We start from the raw sequence: 17,725 nt of genomic DNA on the forward strand, positions 1-17,725 counted from the left end.
ATCCGATTTTCAATATGACAGCAAGACGTGTAGTGGTGACAGGTGTAGGTACGATTAACCCACTCGGCAATACTATTCAGGAATATTTTTCGAATCTCGAGAAAGGTGTCAGCGGAGCCGCCCCCATCACGCACTTCGACACGGAGAAATTCAAAACGAAATTCGCTTGTGAAGTAAAGAATTACGACCCTTCCCAGTATTTCGACCGCAAGGAGGTACGCAAGTACGACCTCTTCACCCAGTACGCCCTCATCGCCGCCACGCAGGCCGTGGAGGACGCAGGGTTCGACATGGAGAAGCTCGACAAGGAGCAGGCGGGCGTCATTTGGAGTTCGGGTATCGGAGGACTCAAATCGTTCTTCGACGAATGTACGGGCTATGCCGAGGGAGGAAACACCCCGCGGTTTAGCCCGTTCTTCATTCCCCGCATGATCGCCGACATCGCGGCCGGTTTCATCTCGATGAAGTACGGATTCATGGGCCCCAACTACTGTATCGTTTCGGCCTGCGCTTCGTCGAACCACGGCATGATCGACGCCTTCAACCAGATCCGCTGGGGCAAGGCCGACGTGATGGTCACGGGCGGTTCGGAGGCTTCGGTCAACGAACCGGGCGTGGGAGGATTCTCGTCGATGCAGGCCATCTCGACCCGTAACGACGACCCCCAGCACGCTTCGCGCCCGTTCGACGTACACCGCGACGGATTCGTGATCGGCGAGGGCGCCGGCGCGCTGATCTTCGAAGAGTACGAACACGCCAAGGCGCGCGGTGCGAAGATATACTGCGAAGTCGTAGGCGGCGGCGCATCGGCCGACGCACACCACTTCACGGCTCCCCACCCCGAAGGGAAGGGCGCCATCCTGTCGATGAAAGCCGCGCTGAAAGATGCCGGGATGCAACCCGAAGAGATCGATTACGTGAACGTTCACGGTACCTCGACCCCGCTGGGCGACATCGCCGAGCTGAAAGCCGTCGCAGGCGTTTTCGGCGACCACGTCTACGACCTGAACATCTCCTCGACCAAATCGATGACGGGTCACCTGCTGGGTGCCACCGGCGCCATCGAGGCACTGGCCTGCATCCTCGCGCTCACCCGGGGCGTGGTACCGCCCACGATCAACGTGGAGGAGCTGGATCCGGAGATCGACGCCAAACTGAACCTCACGCTGGGCAAGGCACAACACCGCGATGTGAAGGCCGCGATGAGCAACACGTTCGGGTTCGGCGGTCACAACTCGACGATCATTTTCCGCAAGTTCTAACTTCCGGCGGAGGTGATCGATTTCCTGTTACGCCCCTGGCGGTGCAATTTCGGCCCCGACAAGGAGTTTTACCGCGCGATCGACGGGCTGTTCGGATTCGTTCCGCACAACATCGAACTTTACAAGCTGGCTTTGATTCACAAGTCAGCTTCTTTGGTTTTGGAGGACGGACGGCAGATCAACAACGAACGGCTCGAATATCTGGGCGACGCCGTGATCGAAGCCGTCACGTCGGACTACCTTTACATCGAATTCCCCGACCGCGACGAAGGATTCATGACCAAGCTCCGGTCGAAAATCGTTTCGCGCCAGTCGCTCAACGCGATCGCCCGCCAGATCGGTCTCGACCGTTACGTCATTCTCGACGGGAGCAGCAATACGCTGGCGCAGAAGCACATCTTCGGCGATGCGTTCGAAGCGATGATGGGTGCGATCTACCTCGATCAGGGATACAATTTCGTCAACCGGCTGCTCATCAACCGCCTCTTCCGCGAACACCTGTCGCTCGAAGAACTGACCGAGTCGGAGAACGATTTCAAGAGCCGGCTGATCGAGTGGTGCCAGAAAAACCACCACACGATCCGTTTCCGTACGACCCGGCAGGAGAATTCGGCGGCGAACCATCCGCTGTTCCGTTCGACGGCGCTCATCGACAACATGGAGGTGGGACACGGCAGCGGCGAGTCGAAAAAGGAGGCGGAGCAGCAGGCGGCCTACTCCGTTTCGCAGAGCTTCTCCGACGAAACCTGCGCCGCACTGCTCGACAAAGTCGACCGGCTCCGGCTGGGCGGGGAAAGCCGCTGATGCGGACCAGTCCCCAACTCACCTCTCCCATGAAACAACTTCTCGACAAACTCACTTCACGGGGTTCCGCGTCGCTCGACGACACGGAACTGTTGACGCTGTTGTTGGGCGAAGGCGGCGAGCAAGCGGCGGCTCGCCGACTGGCCGAACGGTTGTTGGAATACTACGACGGAGCTCTGGCCCGGCTCGGCCGCGATCCGCTGCCGCGGCTTCGCATGGTCGAAGGCATGGGTCAGCGCCGCGCGGCACGCATTGCGGCCGCCGCGGAACTGGGTCGGCGCATCCTGCAAGCGCAAGCGGCCGAAACGACGACGCTCGTCACGAGCGACGACGTGATCCGCCTCTTCCGCCCCGAGCTGGAACAGCTCGACCACGAGGAGTGCTGGGCAGTCTACCTTTCGTCGTCGAACCGCATCATCGAACGGCAGCGCATCAGTCAGGGCGGCGTGCAGGGAACGGTGGTCGACCACCGCCTCATCGTCAAACGGGCGCTCGAACTGCTGGCGACGCAGCTGATCCTCGTCCACAATCACCCTTCGGGCAGCGCCGAAGCGAGCGAACCCGACCGGATGCTGACGGCCCGCATCGCGCAGGCGGCCGCGCTGTTCGACATCCGGCTGCTCGACCACATCATCGTCGCCCGCGCCGGCAGTTTCTCGTTCCGGTCGGCCGGACTGCTCTGAAACGCCGCCGCACGAAATCCCCGCTCCCCTCTGCGGAACGACTCCGCGTATCATCTATTTCAATCGCCGGAAACGCTCGACGGTCGGATATTCCAGTTCGTACTGGTCGTGATCCATCACCCACATCTCCTCTTCGTCGAGACGCATGACCAGCATCCGCCCCTCAGGAAGCACCAGTTCCCCGCTGCGACGATTGAAACGATAATCCATGTAATCCGAATATCCCCTTCTGACCGAAAGCAGACCGGCCTCGCCCACCTCATAGTAGCTGTCGGTCTCTGCATCGTGCTGTACGGACTGCGTACCGGCGACATAGGGCAACTCCTTCAAATCGGGGATTTCGCCCGGATCGATGTCGGGAACGATCCCGTAACGTCTTCTTCCGGGTGCGACCTCGGTGCGAACCAGCCGGCCGCGGCTCTTGAAATCGAGCAGCCAGACGGAAAAATCGCGGTTCATACGCGACGTGCGAACCCTCCGCCACACCCCGTCGCCGCGCCGGTCTTCATACGAACCCGCTTCCAACCAGCGGCCCACGATCGAAGCCCGAATATCGAGCCGTTTTTTCGCCTCGACATAAGGCACGAAAAATTTGATGTCCATAACAGTACGAGATTAAATCCGTGCTTTACGGACAGGCCCCGTTACCGGCATCCGCCGGTTCCTTCCGGAGTCGAATCCTGTCCGTCGCTTCCGGAACCGAAAAACAGAACCTTCCCGCGATCTTCGCGTCGCGGAAATTTTTCGAATCCGGTCGGATCGCAACCCTCCTTCGAACGAAACTGTGCGAAAGACACGAACGCGATCCGCAAGCTGACAAAGTACTGGTATACTCTATAAAAGACGGACGGCCCGTGCCTAACGCACAGGTACAACACGAGCTTTCCGTTATTCCCGTTATAATCCAAAATTTACCAGTTTTTGTCAGCTTACAACAGGGCTCGAATCGGTTTCCCAATATGTACAAACCTGTGGAAACCGTATCCAAAAGTAGGAAAAAACACAACTCTATGCAAGTTTTTATATGAAAAATGCCCATCGAATTTCTTGGCACACCCCGATCAATTCCGTCTCCTCGTGCTTTTTCGCCGGATTTTCCGGATACACAGATGGGTGCAGAACAATTCTATCGAGCACAGAACTACAATATTATATTGCCCGTCAATACACAAAACACATGCCTAAGCACAAAGCCGGCCCCGGAACGGGATTTTACGATCCGAATCGCCCCCCCCAACGAGAACAGTTCGCAATCTCCAACTCCGTCTCAGGCATTCCGTTCCGACATAATCGAACTTTCGCTTGCTTCTGCGCCCGACTTTTCGTATCTTTGCCAATCGGAACGATCTGCAAAACAAAATACGACATACGACTATGACTCAGGACGAACTTTTCAAGAAACTCGTGGCCCACTGCAAGGAGTACGGCTTCATCTTCCCGTCGAGCGAGATCTACGACGGTCTGGGCGCCGTCTACGACTACGGTCAGAACGGCGTCGAGTTGAAGAACAACATCAAGCGCTACTGGTGGGATTCGATGGTCAAGCTCCACGAAAACATCGTGGGCATCGACGCCGCGATCTTCATGCACCCCCGCACATGGGAGGCTTCGGGACACGTTTCGGCCTTCAACGATCCGCTGATCGACAACAAGGATTCGAAGAAACGTTACCGCGCCGACGTACTCATCGAGGAGTGGATCGCCAAACAGGACGAGAAGATCGAAAAGGAGGTCGAAAAGGCCCGCAAGCGCTTCGGCGAGTCGTTCGACGAGGAGAAATACCGCGCCACGTCGCCCCGCGTCGCCGAGACGGCCGCCAGACGCGACGAGGTACACGCCCGTTTCGCCGAGGCGATGAACGCCAACGACCTGGGCGGACTGCGGCAGATCATCCTCGACTGCGAGATCGCCTGCCCCATTTCGGGCACGCGCAACTGGACGGAGGTGCGGCAGTTCAACCTGATGTTCTCCACCCAGATGGGATCGACGGCCGAAGGGGCCAACACGATCTACCTGCGTCCCGAAACGGCGCAGGGCATCTTCGTCAACTTCCTCAACGTCCAGAAAACGGGCCGCATGAAACTTCCGTTCGGCATCGCGCAGATCGGCAAGGCCTTCCGCAACGAGATCGTGGCGCGGCAGTTCATCTTCCGCATGCGCGAATTCGAGCAGATGGAGATGCAGTTCTTCGTGCGTCCGGGCGAGGAGATGAAGTGGTGGAACCAGTGGAAGGAGACCCGCATGGCATGGCACCGCGCACTGGGCTTCGGCGACGATCAGTACCGGTTCCACGACCACGAGAAGCTGGCGCACTACGCCAACGCCGCCACCGACATCGAATACAACTTCCCCTTCGGCTTCAAGGAGGTGGAAGGCATCCACTCGCGCACGGATTTCGATCTGGGCAACCACCAGAAATTCTCCGGCAAGAAGATGCAGTATTTCGATCCCGAAACGGGCGAAAGCTATGTGCCCTACGTCGTCGAGACTTCGATCGGCGTCGACCGCATGGTATTGCAGGTGCTCTCGGCGGCCTACCGGGAGGAGCAGCTCGAAAACGGCGAGAGCCGCGTGGTACTCGCCTTCCCGCCCGCGCTGGCGCCGGTCAAGGTGGCCGTGATGCCGCTGGTCAAAAAGGACGGACTGCCCGATGTCGCACAGCGGATCATCGACCAGCTCAAATACGACTTCAACGTGGTCTACGACGAGAAGGATTCGATCGGCAAACGTTACCGCCGCCAGGACGCCGTCGGCACGCCGTTCTGCGTGACGGTCGACCACCAGACGCTCGAAGACGGCACCGTCACCGTGCGTCACCGCGACACGATGCAGCAGGAGCGCGTGGCGATCGACGACCTCTACCGCATGGTGGACGACGAGGTCTCCTACCGTAAACTCTTCCGGAAACTGAACCTCTGATATGAATCGCCGCGAGAGAACGGAGTGTGGCAGCCTCCGCCGGAGAGCCGCCGTGCTTTCGGCCGGACGGCCGGCAGCGATTCGTCGTCATCCAGACCGCACCTGCTGATGGGCCGGATCATCGCCATAGACTACGGTACGCGCCGCACGGGAATCGCCGTAAGCGACCCCCTGCAACTTATCGCAGGGGGACTCGCCACGGTCGAAACACGCGAGTTGGAGCGCTACCTGACACAATATATCGCACGGGAGGACGTTTCGGTCATCGTCGTGGGCAAGCCTTTGAAGATGAACGGCGCCCCGTCGGAAACGATGCGCTTCGTGCTGCCGCTCGTGGCGCGGTTGCACCGTACCTACCCCTCGATCGAGGTCGTCCTCTACGACGAACGGTTCACGTCGGCGATCGCCCACCGCGCCATGCTCGACGGCGGCCTGCGCAAAATGGCACGCCGCAACCGCGCGCTGGTGGACAAAATATCGGCGACGATCATCCTCGAAGATTTCATGTCGAGCCGCCGCGCCGAACAACACAGATAACCCCGCCGCGGCTACCACGACGCCTGCGGAGGAAAAATACCGAACCATTTCGTTAAGCCGAGTGCAATCGAGTTTACTTGAATTGCCGAGGCGAGAAACGACTATGGAAAAAAAACGAATAACACCATGATTTACCCGATTGTCATTTACGGTTCGCAGACGTTGCGCAACCCTTCCGAAAATATCGCGCCCGATTACCCCGGCCTGGCAAAACTGGTCGAAGACATGTTCCTCACGCTCGGCGAAGCCGACGGCGTGGGGCTGGCCGCACCGCAGATCGGCAAGAACATCCGCCTGTTCGTCGTCGACTGCACGCCGTGGGGCGAGGACCATCCCGAATTGGCGGACTATCGCCGCGCCTTCATCAATGCCGAAATCTACGAACGCTCGGAGGAGACTTCGCTCTTCAACGAAGGGTGTCTCTCGCTGCCGGGACTGCACGAGGACGTGCGCCGTCCCGTCTCGATCCGGATGCGTTACGTCGACGAAAAGTTCGTGGAACACGACGAGGAGTTCACCGGACTGCCCGCCCGCGTGATCCAGCACGAATACGACCACATCGAAGGAAAGGTCTTCACCGACCGGCTTTCGCCGCTGCGCCGTAATCTTTTGAAAAGCAAGTTGCAGCGGCTTGCAGGCGGAAAGTACCGCTGTTCATACAAGACGAAATAAACACGTCGGAAAGAGAAACCGCAGAGAATTCGGAAACAATCTCTCTTCGCGCAGAGCGCCCCGAGCGGCGGCGTTGCCCCGTCCGGATTCAGGCTGAAATATCCTCGGACATCGGGGTTTTCCTATCGTCGGCCGACGCCTCGTAATTCCGTTCCGGCATAATCAGACCGGCGTTTGCTTCTGCGTTCCGCTTTTCGTATCTTTGGCTTTGCCGAAGATACTTTCGCTCGGCAAAATGCAAGCGAGTTTGCTTTTGCCCTTGCTTATTCGTATCTTTACAGCAGGACAAACCGCCTTCGGATAAAAACGGACTCCGGCCTCGGGGATTACGGTCGATTACGGCAGTATCTATCTTTGAAACGAAACGGGCAACATCATGATCGGTTACATCTGGCTGACAGCAGCGATCGCCGCTGAACTGGCAGGAACGACCCTGCTCAAATACACGGAAGGATTCTCGCGGTTATGGCCGTCGCTGGGATGCGTCGCAGCCTATGTATTCTGCTTCTACGCTCTGTCGAAAGCGCTGCATTACATGCCGCTGAGCATCGCTTACGCCACGTGGTGCGCACTGGGAATCGTCGCTGCGACATTGCTGTCGGTGCTGCTGTTCCGCGAACAGCTGACCTTGACCGGCATCGCGGGCATCACGCTGGTAGTGGCCGGTGTCGTCATCCTGAACCTCTGGGGCGGAGCCTCACACTGATCCCGCCCCCTCCGAATAAACGGCGTCCCTGAGGGGCGCCGTTCAGCGTTCGCAGTCCGCAGGTTTCTTATGAGTCATGATGTCGAGTACCAGCCGGTCGGTAGCCGCCATCCCCTCGCGGCCGATCGCCGTGAGGTTGCGGATGCTGCGATCCACGTCGTCGTCGATAATCCCCTCGGCCGAGGTGACGCACTTCCCCTCGACGGCCAGCAGCGCCGACATCACGGCCGTCGAGACGCCGCTCGACACTTTGAGCGCACAACTGGGCTTCGCACCGTCGCAGATCATCCCCGTCAGGTTGGCGATCATGTTCTGCACGGCACAAGCCACTTCGCGGTAACCGCCGCCCATCAGGTAGGCGATGCCGCAGCTCGACCCCGTAGCCGCTACGACGCAGCCGCACAGCGCCGAGAGCCGCCCCAAACTCTGTTTGATATAGATCGCCGTCAGGTGGCTCAGCACCAGCGCACGGCGCGTCCGCTCCTCCGAAGCGCCCGTCTGCCGGGCGTAGACGGCCACCGGCACCGTGGCCGCGATCCCCTGATTACCGCTGCCGGAGTTGCTCATCACCGGCACCATCGCACCCGCCATGCGGGCGTCGCACGCGGCAGAGGTATAGGCCAGCATCCGGGAAAAGAGGCTGTCGCCCATGACGTGCAGCTCCCTCCGGCCGCGCAGCGTCCGCCCCAGCGAATGACCGTATTCGCCGCCCAATGCCAATTCGGCCGCAGCCATATTGAGCCGGCGCGCCTCGTCGATGAACGCCAGTTCGTCGATCGGCGCCGCCAGCGCATAGTCGAAAACCCGTCGCAGCGTCAACGGTACGCACGGCTCTTCCTCTCGCGACGACGCACCCGTCCGGCGGTCGAGCACGACCTCGCCGTCGCAGGCCAGATAGACGAAGCGGGTGTGCGAACCCGCGATCACCGCTTCGGCCCGCCGTCCGCCCGCCGTACAATGCACTTCGACATAGAGCGTCTCGGAGATCCCCTCTTTGAGCGCGACCGACACGGCATCGGCCGCAAGATAATCGCGCGCACGCGCCACCGCTTCGGGCGTCACGTCGCGCAGCACCTCCAACCCGCATTCCGACCGCCCGATCTGCGCGCCGAGCGCCACGGCGATCGGCAGCCCGATCATCCCCGTACCGGGAATCCCGACGCCCATCGCATTTTTGAGGATATTGGCGCTCAACAGCACCTCGATACGTTCGGGCAGGCCGCCGAGCAGCTCGCGGGCACGCGCCGTACACAACGCCACGGCCATCGGTTCGGTGCACCCGATCGCCGGCACGACCTCGCGCCGAAGCAGATCGGCAATGGCTTTTCGCTGCGAAGAAGGAATCATCTCGAAAAGAAATTTTACGCACCAAAAGATACGGATAAACGCAGACAAAAGCAACTTTTTCAAGCACTTTGCCGGAACGGACGATCCAAAACAAGGTTAAAGACATGAAATCCAGCGCTTATGCGCAGAAATTCCCCGCACTTTCAAGGTATCTTCTGCGATTCGCCGACGGCGGCAGGTTCCGCACGAGCCTCAGCGCAGTGCAGTCCGCCGCGCGGGATGTCGGCGAACTGCCGGCATCGCTCCGCGGTGCCGCCTTTCGGCAAATCGCATACGCTCCCGCACGGGAAACGCAAAAATATCGTATCTTTGCCGAAAAGCGAATTCCCATGAAACAACCCGATCACCGACCCTGGAAAGTCCTGAACAGCGAATATCTGGCGCATGAGCCGTGGTTCACCGTGCGGCGCGAAGCCGTCGAACTCCCCGGCGGCGCACGCATCCCCTCCTATTACGTGCTGGAATATCCCGACTGGGTGAACGTCATCGCACGCACCGACGATGGGCGGTTCCTCCTGATCGACCAATACCGCCACGGACTCGGACGCACCTCCTACGAGATCGTCGCCGGCGTGCGCGACCCGCAGGACGCCACGCCGCTCGACGCCGCACGGCGCGAACTCTACGAGGAGACCGGATACGGCGGCGGCGAGTGGAAAGAGTACATGGTGCTCTCGGCCAACCCCGCCACCCACACCAACCTCACCTACACGTTCCTCGCCACCGGCGTGCAGCCGCTTTCGACGCAGCACCTCGAAGCGAGCGAGGACATCCGCATCCATCTGTTCACCTTCGAAGAGGTGCGCCGGCTGCTCGAAGAGAACTGCATTCCGCAGGCCCTGATGGCCGCCCCTCTGTGGCGTTACGTCGCCGAACACTCCGAACGGCGGTAACCCCGCCCCGGAGATCCGCCCCGCCGACAGCCGGAAAACTGTCGGCGGGGTCTTTGTTTCTCGGGGAAAAAGCGTATATTTGTTGACACTAACCCAAATCTAAAACGGAAATGTACCGCTACGCCCTCTCGATCATAGGCGGACTGTTCATCGGATGGAACATCTGTCTGGCCGCTACGAACAGTGATCTCCACTCCCGGAATGCGGAGGGGGGGGGAATTTCGACCCGCTGCTGACCCTCTCCCAAGACGAACTTCTCCGACGGCTCGATTCGCTCGTAGCCGAACGCAAAGAGGCGATCCGGCTCAAACTCCACCGGATCGACACCTACCGCAACGATCTGCATAAAAGCCGCACCCCGCGCGACAGGTATGCCGCCGCCCTCCATCTCTACAACGAATTCCAGAAGTTCCAGCTCGACTCGGCGCTCCGTTACAGCGACCGGCTCGAAACGTACGCCCGCCAACTGGGCGATCCGCAGCGGATCAACGCCGCACGGCTCATCCGCTGCAAGAATCTCATCTTCCTGGGAATGTACAAGGCCGCAGCCGACCAACTGGAAGCGATTCCGGCCCACGGCCCCGAATTCGATTCGGTGGACTACTACAACTGCTACCTGAAACTCTATCATACCATGGCGCAAACCGCCATGGCCGGCCCGCTGCAACGCGAATACAGACGGCTGAAAGGCCTCTACCGCGACTCCGTGCTGCTGGTCGTAGACCGCAACCGGCTCACCTGCACGCTGATGCGCCACGACAAGCGGTATGAAGAGGGCGGAGATCCGCAGGAAAGCATCCGCGAACTGAACGCATTCTTTTCACGCAACGACAACTCCACACCGAACAAGGCGGTGATCGCCAACAGTCTCGCCGACGCATACGGCCGGTTGGGCGACGACGAGCAACGTCTGCGTTACCTGACGCTCACCGCAATCTACGATCTGGAAGTACCCAGCCTCGCATACAGCGCCCTGCCGCGACTGGCCGACCTGCTCTTCCGACGGGGAGATCTCGTGCGCGCCAACCGCTACATCACGCGCAGTCTGGATGACGCGATCGACTGCAACTCGGTCAACCGTATCCTGATCGCGTCGCGCACGATGACCGAAATCAACCAGAGTTTCATGCAGGAGATCGCCCGCCACCAGCACCGGCTCTACCTCCTGCTCGCCGTCGTGACGGGCACGATTCTGCTGCTCACGGGAATCCTCGTCTTCACGCTGCGGCAGAAACGCACCATCAAACAACTCCAAACGCAACACGCCAACGACAACGAGCGGCTGCGCGAACTCAACGAACGCCTCAGCGTCATCAACCGGCAGCAGGAGACGATCAACGACGAACTGTCGAAAGCCAACACGGTCAAGGACAAGTACATCCGTCACTATATGCAGCTCAGCACGCTCTATATCAACAAACTGGAACGTTTCCGCGTCCAACTCTTCAAGACCTTCAATACGCACGGGCTGGACCGCCTTCTGCGCGAACTGCGCTCCCCCTCCTCCACCGAACGGGAATACAAGGCCTTCTTCAACGAGTTCGACACTGTTTTCCTCTCGATCTACCCCGACTTCATCGAACAGGTCAACGCGCTGCTGCATGAAACGGAGCGGCTCAAATCCACCAAACTCAACACCGAATTCCGGCTGCTAGCCGTCATCCGGCTCGGCATCACCGACAATGCGCAGATCGCACAATTCCTGCACATCTCGATCAACACGGTCTACACCTACCGCAACCGGCTGCGAAACGCCGCGACGATCCCTCCGCAGGAGTTCGAAAAGCGAATACTGGAAATCCGGTAACCGATCCGACGGTTCGCGGCCTGTTCCGATTCATACGCAATTCATATAATCGAACCGGACGAATCGAAATATCCATCTGATTACGAATATATTACAGCAAAATCGAATTTATATTTTCTTTTGACGCCATTGGTTCGTATCGGTCAAAGGTCTACTTTTGATCTACCTGAATCGGACTTCGTTTCGCCCTTATTTCCAACGGAAAAGGGCATCCGCACGCGATACTTCCGCAACCAACCTTCATTCTCCGAATGATTCCTTATATATACACCGACCTGAACCATTTCCGCATTGCGACCGTCTCGCAATGTGCGATCGTTTCTACAATTCTAACTCTAATCTAAAACTTTCATCTATGAGAAAATCTCTTCTTTTTCTTCTGAACACGCTCCTTGCCGCCGCGACGCTGTGCGTCGTATCGTGCGGCATCGACGACGTGGACGCGGAAGACGGAGCGATCCAATTCGAACTCTACGACACGGAGGGCACCCTCATCGAAGGTCTCCAAAGCATGAAGTTCGGCGCGACGACCGCCTACACGCTGAAAAGCGCATTCGTGACCTACACGGAGGTCACGGCTCCCGCAGGGTGGAAATGCAGCGTCATCCCCAGCTCGCGGAGCTGCACGGTGACGGCTCCCGTCGCCTCGGATCTGGAAGCCGAAGCCGGCGGCGACATCACGATCGCGATCACCTCGCAGGCCGGACGCACGATGAGCTACACGCTCAGCGTAGCCGCCCTCGAAGAGAGCATTTCGCTGACCTTCGACGGCGACGCGACGACCAAAAACCACATCTTCTCCTACGGCAAGAGCCTCGTCTTCCCCTTCTCGTGCGAAAACACCTCTTCGCTCGAAGTCGAAGCTCCCGAGGGCTGGACGACGGAAACCGACCTCGAAAACAGCCAGTTGACCGTCACGGCGCCGATGCCCGACAGTCAGAATCCGACGCTGACCGGTGCGGTCAAGGTGACGCCGCTGAGCGTCCGCGGCACGGCCGGCGAATCGTCGTCGATCAGCGTCGAGCTCTCGACCAAGATGCCCGTCATCCAGTTCGCAGAGCCGATCGACCGCTTCGTCTTCGGCGAACAGCGCAACATCCCCTGCACGATGCAGTATGTAGACAAGTGCGACATCACGGCCCCCGAAGGCTGGACGGTCGAACTGGATATCGCCGCATCAATGCTCAAAGTCACCGCACCTGCCGAAGGGGTCGGAATCCCCGCCGGCACGGTCACACTGGATGCGGTTTCGGCCGAGGAGCTGACCGAATCGTTCGAAACGCAGCTCTCGCTGAAAGGCATCGCCACGGGCGACGATTTCGTGGCCTTCGGCAAAGCCGTCACGGAGGCCGCGCCGCTCGACGAGTTCATGCAGGAGGGCACGGTGATCCTGTTGCAGGACGTCGACCTGAGCGCATTCTCCCAGACCTGCTTCGTCGGGCAGGCCGAAAATCCGTTCACCGGCACCTTCGACGGCAAGGGACATACCCTCACGGTCAGCCTCAACGACGGCGACGCCAAGGAGCTGGGCCTGTTCCACACGCTCGATGCAACGGCCGCGGTGAAGAATCTGACGCTGGCCGGCAGCATGACGATCAGCAAAATCGATCCCGTTACGGCCGGTACGCTCGCTGTCTTCAACAACGGCGCCGCACTGACCGGCGTCACCAATACGGCGGCAATCACTTTCTCGGGATTGAAAACCAGCAGCACGATGGGAAATCTCGGCGGTCTGGTCGGTCAGGACAAGGCCGGCTCGATCTACACCGACTGCCACAATACCGGTAACTTCGAGTTCCTGCAATCCGTCCGTTCGGTCGCTATCGGCGGTCTGGTCGGCAGTGCAGCCGACGATACGGTAGGTTCGTTCGTCGACTGCTCGAACAAAGGCAAGATCAACATGAACCTCGCCGACTCCGGTCAGGATTCAGGCCGCATCGGCGGTATCATCGGCATGACCGAAGCCGCAGAATGGAGTTACACCAACTGCGTGAACGAAGGCGCCATGACCATGGACTTCAACGGCACGAACAAGCAGTTCCACTCGCTCGGCGGTATTCTCGGCTACGGTTACGGATCGTTCGAGAAGTGTTACAACCGCGGACAGATCGTCATGAACAATGCGAAATCGGCCAACCGCCGTATCGGAGGTATCGCTGGCTGCATCGGATCGGACAAAGGAAAAGACAAGCTGTCGTTGAAAATGGTCGACTGTCACAACGAGGCAGATATCGCCGTCACGACCAACTACACCGGCGGTCTGGTGGGTATCGCCGAGAAGATGAAGAGCGGTCTGATCGAGAACTGCACCAACACGGGCAACCTCAGCAATCCGAAAACAGACGAAACGGCCGCGGGAAGCGTACCCTCGCAGATAGGCGGAATCATCGGTTCGGCCTACGGCAATCTTCAAATCAAGGGTTGCATCAACCGCGGATCGATCACGGGCGTATTCAGGTATCGTGCCGCAGGTATCCTTTCGGCTGCCCGCAATGCCGGCAACTCGATCGAAAGCTGCGAAAACTACGGCAACATCACCGTTACGACCATCGAACCCGCTACGACGGCCTTCCCGTTGGTAGCCGGTCTGGTCGTGATCGAGAACTCGAATACCGTCGTGACGATTTCCACCAGCAAAAACGTCGGAACCCTCACGGCGACCGTCAAGAGTGCCGAGCACGTCAATCCGGTCTATATCTATCAAAAAGTTTTTGAAAAAGATGAAGCAGACGTGACGATCTGCGATCAGGCCACGAAGGACGCATCGGCCGGAACCGTCATGAACATCACAATCAAAGAGTAACATCAACCCAACTACTACAATACAGTCATGAAGAAATACGGTTTTTTAACACTGATATTGTGTCTGTTTTGCCTGGGAGAGGCCGCCGTGGCCTCTCCGGGCAAGGCGGATGCGGAACCGGCCGCACAAGCTCAGTCGTCGAAACTGACGGTCAAGGGATTCGTCAAGGACGACAAGGGCGACCCGATGATCGGCGTGACCCTTATCGTCAAGGGTACGAACTTCGGCACCGTGTCGAACGCCGACGGCAGTTACAGCATCGACGTCCCCTACGGCGGCGCGACGCTGATGGTCTCCTACATCGGTTACGCACCGCAGGAGATCAACGTGAACAACCGCACGAAGATCGACATCACGCTGCTCGAAGACAGCAAGGCGCTCGAAGAGGTCGTCGTCGTGGGTTACAACGTCCAGAAAAAGGAGACGATCACCGGTTCGATCGCCACGATCACGACCAAAGACCTCAAACAGTCCCCCACGGCCAACATCAACAACGCGCTGGCCGGACGTATGCCGGGTCTGCTGGTGAACCAGTTCTCCGGCGGCGAGCCGGGCAACGACGCCGCACAGCTCAACATCCGCGGTATCTCGACCTACGGACAGTCGGGCGTCATCATGATCGTCGACGGTATCGAGCGCGACATGAGCTATCTGGCTCCCGACGAGATCGAGACCTTCACGATCCTCAAAGACGCATCGGCGACGGCACCCTACGGTATCCGCGGCGCCAACGGCGTGATCGTCGTGACGACCAAGCGAGGCCGCAAGGGCGAGAAACCGACCGTCGACTTCAAGGCCTCGGTGGGCATCAGCGAACCGATCCGCTACCCCGACTACCTCGGATCGGCCGACTACGCGACGCTCTACAACGAGGCGATGCTCAACGACAACCCCTCGCTCGCGGCCGACTCGCCTTCGCTCTTCACGCAGACGGCGATCGACAACTACCGCCGCGCCAAAGGCGACAACTCCGACGGGCTGGGTTACAACTGGGATTATTTCGACTATGCGTTCCAGCCCTCGGTATTGCAGGATTACAGCCTCTCGGTACGCGGCGGCACGGACCGCGCCCGCTACTTCATCCTGGGAAGCTACTACAAGCAGGGCGGCAACTACAAGCACTCCAACTCCGACAACGCCAACAATTTCCTGCGCTATAACTTCCGCGCCAACGTCGACGTCGACGCCACCAAACGGCTGAAAATCTCGGTCGATCTGGGTGCCCGCGTGACGGAGTATACCTATCCCGGCGCCACGGCGGCCAACATCATCTCGCTGGCCAACACACAGCCGCCCTACCTGCCGATCGTACTGCCCAACAACGGCAACGAAGTCAATCAGGGCGATTTCGAGGAGAACGGAGGCTACCTGCTCTACGCCGACAACGACTACCGCTACAACATGCTCGGTCAGTTGAGCCGTTCGGGTTTCAGCAAGCGCACGCGCCGCTACCTGCAAGGATCGTTCAAACTGAGCCACGATCTGGACTTCATCACCGAAGGTCTGAGCATCGCCGCGCAGTTCTCCTACGACACCTTCAACCAGCACACGATCAACAACAGCGTACCGACCCACAGCACAGGTAATCTGACCTACCCGGGCTACTCGACGTGGATGCTACCCGAGGAGTACAGTATCGACGAGTGGAAGAACAACTCGGCCTATTGGATTCAGAACGGTTCCTACGTGACGGCCAACCAGCGCACCACCGACGACGCGCAGGGCAACAGCCTCAGCCACGCCAACCCCGAAGGGACGTCGCGTTTCCAGGCCCGACTCGACTACGCCCGCAAGTTCGGCGACCACAACGTGACGGCGATGGTACTCTACTACATGCAAAACAAGATCGTCGGCAAGGAGGTTCCCTATCGTTACATGGGTTTTTCGGGACGTGCGACCTACGACTACAAGAACAAATACCTCTTCGAATTCAACATCGGCTACAACGGTTCGGAGAACTTCGCACGCGGACACCGTTTCGGCGTATTCCCCGCAGGTTCGATCGGCTGGGTCGTCTCGCAGGAGGAATTCATGAAGAACGTGCGTTGGATCGACCACCTCAAACTGCGTGCATCGTACGGTCTGGTAGGTAACGACCAGATGGGGAGCACCCGCTTCGCCTACCTGCAATACTACACGTCGGGCAGCAACATGAACATCTACTTCGGCGAAGACAAGAAAGCATTCGGAACCACCCTCATCGAAGGCATCTTCGCCAACCCGTCGCTGACGTGGGAGAAGGCACGCAAGTTCAACTTCGGTATCGACGCCGAGTTCTTCCACCAGCGGTTGACCCTCTCGGTCGACGTCTTCAAGGAGCACCGCTACGACATCCTCACCTCGCTCAATACCGACGATAAACTCGGCTTCCCCTATATCGTGGGACAGACCGCCCCGATCGTCAACTCGGGTATCGTGGACAACCGCGGTATCGAGTTCCAGCTCGGCTGGGACGGCCGCATCGGACAGCATTTCCGCTACTGGATCCGCCCGAACTTCACCTTCGCCCGCAACAAGGTGAAATTCTGCAACGAGATCAGCTACATCGACAACAACGGTCGCGACTGCCCGTGGCGCTACCAGACCGGCCGCCGCGTGGGTGAGAACTTCTGCTACATCTTTGATCACTTCGTCGCCGACCGGGACGAAGCCGATCGCCTGAACGCCATGAACGGCGGCAGCGGGTTCGCTATCTGGGGCCCCGTACAACCGGGCGACGTGGTTTACAAGGACATGAACGGCGACGGCGTGGTCAACAACTACGACCGTGCGGCCGTCGGCAACCCCCGTACTCCCGAAATCCAGTACGGTATTCCGGTCGGGCTGTCGTACAAGGGATTCGATTTCAGTATGCTGTGGCAGGGCTCGGCGCTCTGTTCGGTGCAGTTGAGCGGCCCGGCCGTATGGGACTTCCCGCTCTACGACCAGTCGCGCACGGGCAAGGTGCGTAAGATGCACCTCAACCGCTGGACGCCCGAAACGGCCGCCACGGCGACCTATCCCGCCCTGCACTACGGCATCCACAACAACAACAAACAGCAGTATTCGAGCCTGTTCCTCTACGACGCTTCGTACATCCGTCTGAAAAACGTCGAGATCGGCTATACGCTGCCCAAGGCCTGGACGTCGAAGGCCGGCATCCAAAGCGTCCGCATCTATGCACAGGGACAGAACCTCCTGACGTTCGACCGCCTGGGCGACGTCGACATGGACCCCGAAATCAAGAACGGCGACGGAAGCTGGTTCCCTGTGCAGCGCGTCGTGAACCTCGGCATCAACATGACATTCTAAC

The 17,725-nt window shown here is 59.2% G+C and carries 13 protein-coding genes; 11 read left to right on the plus strand and 2 right to left on the minus strand.

Features of this window, described 5'->3' with window-relative positions:
• Window positions 1–14 precede the first annotated feature (14 nt).
• Genes fabF through radC form a run of 3 tightly spaced genes read left to right on the plus strand, consistent with a single transcriptional unit; the run spans window position 15 to window position 2,749 of the window.
• Window positions 15–1,262, plus strand: a complete 1,248-nt coding sequence (gene fabF, locus FMF02_RS01410; protein ID WP_026075030.1) for a beta-ketoacyl-ACP synthase II — start codon at window positions 15–17, stop codon at window positions 1,260–1,262.
• Between the two features lie 12 nt (window positions 1,263–1,274).
• Window positions 1,275–2,066, plus strand: a complete 792-nt coding sequence (gene rnc / locus FMF02_RS01415) for a ribonuclease III (RefSeq protein WP_019131133.1) — start codon at window positions 1,275–1,277, stop codon at window positions 2,064–2,066.
• A gap of 29 nt (window positions 2,067–2,095) precedes the next feature.
• A complete protein-coding gene (radC, locus tag FMF02_RS01420; RefSeq protein ID WP_019131134.1) occupies window positions 2,096–2,749 on the plus strand; it encodes a RadC family protein in 654 nt (217 codons plus the stop codon).
• 54 nt (window positions 2,750–2,803) lie between these two features.
• On the opposite strand, the gene FMF02_RS01425 is transcribed toward radC, so the two are convergent.
• A complete protein-coding gene (locus tag FMF02_RS01425; RefSeq protein ID WP_141411958.1) occupies window positions 2,804–3,352 on the minus strand; it encodes a hypothetical protein in 549 nt (182 codons plus the stop codon).
• Window positions 3,353–4,123: 771 nt separating this feature from the next.
• Here FMF02_RS01425 and FMF02_RS01430 point away from each other — a divergent pair.
• The 4 genes from FMF02_RS01430 to FMF02_RS01445 all read left to right on the plus strand — a co-directional run bounded on the left by FMF02_RS01430 (window position 4,124) and on the right by FMF02_RS01445 (window position 7,583).
• Window positions 4,124–5,668, plus strand: a complete 1,545-nt coding sequence (locus FMF02_RS01430) for a glycine--tRNA ligase (protein WP_019131137.1) — start codon at window positions 4,124–4,126, stop codon at window positions 5,666–5,668.
• 108 nt (window positions 5,669–5,776) lie between these two features.
• Window positions 5,777–6,205 carry a Holliday junction resolvase RuvX gene (gene ruvX / locus FMF02_RS01435; protein ID WP_026075031.1) on the plus strand — a complete coding sequence of 143 codons (429 nt, stop codon included), beginning with the start codon at window positions 5,777–5,779 and terminating at the stop codon, window positions 6,203–6,205.
• A gap of 126 nt (window positions 6,206–6,331) precedes the next feature.
• Complete coding sequence (gene def / locus FMF02_RS01440; RefSeq protein ID WP_141411959.1) at window positions 6,332–6,877, plus strand: peptide deformylase; 546 nt, start codon at window positions 6,332–6,334, stop codon at window positions 6,875–6,877.
• A gap of 376 nt (window positions 6,878–7,253) precedes the next feature.
• Window positions 7,254–7,583 (plus strand): DMT family transporter, encoded by a 330-nt coding sequence (locus FMF02_RS01445; RefSeq protein ID WP_141411960.1) that lies wholly within the window; start codon window positions 7,254–7,256, stop codon window positions 7,581–7,583.
• 42 nt (window positions 7,584–7,625) lie between these two features.
• On the opposite strand, the gene FMF02_RS01450 is transcribed toward FMF02_RS01445, so the two are convergent.
• Window positions 7,626–8,927 (minus strand): L-cysteine desulfidase family protein, encoded by a 1,302-nt coding sequence (locus tag FMF02_RS01450; protein WP_179952791.1) that lies wholly within the window; start codon window positions 8,925–8,927, stop codon window positions 7,626–7,628.
• A 332-nt stretch (window positions 8,928–9,259) separates the two neighbouring features.
• Here FMF02_RS01450 and FMF02_RS01455 point away from each other — a divergent pair, with 332 nt between their 5' ends.
• From FMF02_RS01455 to FMF02_RS01475, 4 genes are all read left to right on the plus strand, one after another.
• Window positions 9,260–9,823 carry an NUDIX hydrolase gene (locus FMF02_RS01455; RefSeq protein WP_141411962.1) on the plus strand — a complete coding sequence of 188 codons (564 nt, stop codon included), beginning with the start codon at window positions 9,260–9,262 and terminating at the stop codon, window positions 9,821–9,823.
• A 340-nt stretch (window positions 9,824–10,163) separates the two neighbouring features.
• The gene (locus FMF02_RS01465; RefSeq protein ID WP_489689358.1) at window positions 10,164–11,630 is read left to right on the plus strand and encodes a SusR-related protein; all 1,467 of its coding nucleotides are present in this window, start codon (window positions 10,164–10,166) and stop codon (window positions 11,628–11,630) included.
• A gap of 355 nt (window positions 11,631–11,985) precedes the next feature.
• On the plus strand, window positions 11,986–14,433 hold the full coding sequence (locus FMF02_RS01470) for a GLUG motif-containing protein (RefSeq protein WP_141411964.1): 2,448 nt from the start codon (window positions 11,986–11,988) through the stop codon (window positions 14,431–14,433).
• 27 nt (window positions 14,434–14,460) lie between these two features.
• A complete protein-coding gene (locus tag FMF02_RS01475) occupies window positions 14,461–17,724 on the plus strand; it encodes a SusC/RagA family TonB-linked outer membrane protein (protein ID WP_244611599.1) in 3,264 nt (1,087 codons plus the stop codon).
• Window position 17,725: the final 1 nt, after the last annotated feature.

This window comes from Alistipes communis, from assembly GCF_006542665.1.
GTDB lineage: Bacteria > Bacteroidota > Bacteroidia > Bacteroidales > Rikenellaceae > Alistipes > Alistipes communis.

What these genes read in the sequence shown, in the direction of transcription:
- FMF02_RS01455 (WP_141411962.1), top strand. Translation starts at nt 9,260, where the DNA reads ATGAAACAACCCGATCACCGACCCTGGAAAGTCCTGAACAGCGAATAT.
- FMF02_RS01425 (WP_141411958.1), bottom strand. Translation starts at nt 3,352, where the DNA reads ATGGACATCAAATTTTTCGTGCCTTATGTCGAGGCGAAAAAACGGCTC.
- radC (WP_019131134.1), top strand. Translation starts at nt 2,096, where the DNA reads ATGAAACAACTTCTCGACAAACTCACTTCACGGGGTTCCGCGTCGCTC.
- FMF02_RS01430 (WP_019131137.1), top strand. Translation starts at nt 4,124, where the DNA reads ATGACTCAGGACGAACTTTTCAAGAAACTCGTGGCCCACTGCAAGGAG.
- def (WP_141411959.1), top strand. Translation starts at nt 6,332, where the DNA reads ATGATTTACCCGATTGTCATTTACGGTTCGCAGACGTTGCGCAACCCT.
- fabF (WP_026075030.1), top strand. Translation starts at nt 15, where the DNA reads ATGACAGCAAGACGTGTAGTGGTGACAGGTGTAGGTACGATTAACCCA.
- FMF02_RS01470 (WP_141411964.1), top strand. Translation starts at nt 11,986, where the DNA reads ATGAGAAAATCTCTTCTTTTTCTTCTGAACACGCTCCTTGCCGCCGCG.
- FMF02_RS01475 (WP_244611599.1), top strand. Translation starts at nt 14,461, where the DNA reads ATGAAGAAATACGGTTTTTTAACACTGATATTGTGTCTGTTTTGCCTG.
- ruvX (WP_026075031.1), top strand. Translation starts at nt 5,777, where the DNA reads ATGGGCCGGATCATCGCCATAGACTACGGTACGCGCCGCACGGGAATC.
- FMF02_RS01445 (WP_141411960.1), top strand. Translation starts at nt 7,254, where the DNA reads ATGATCGGTTACATCTGGCTGACAGCAGCGATCGCCGCTGAACTGGCA.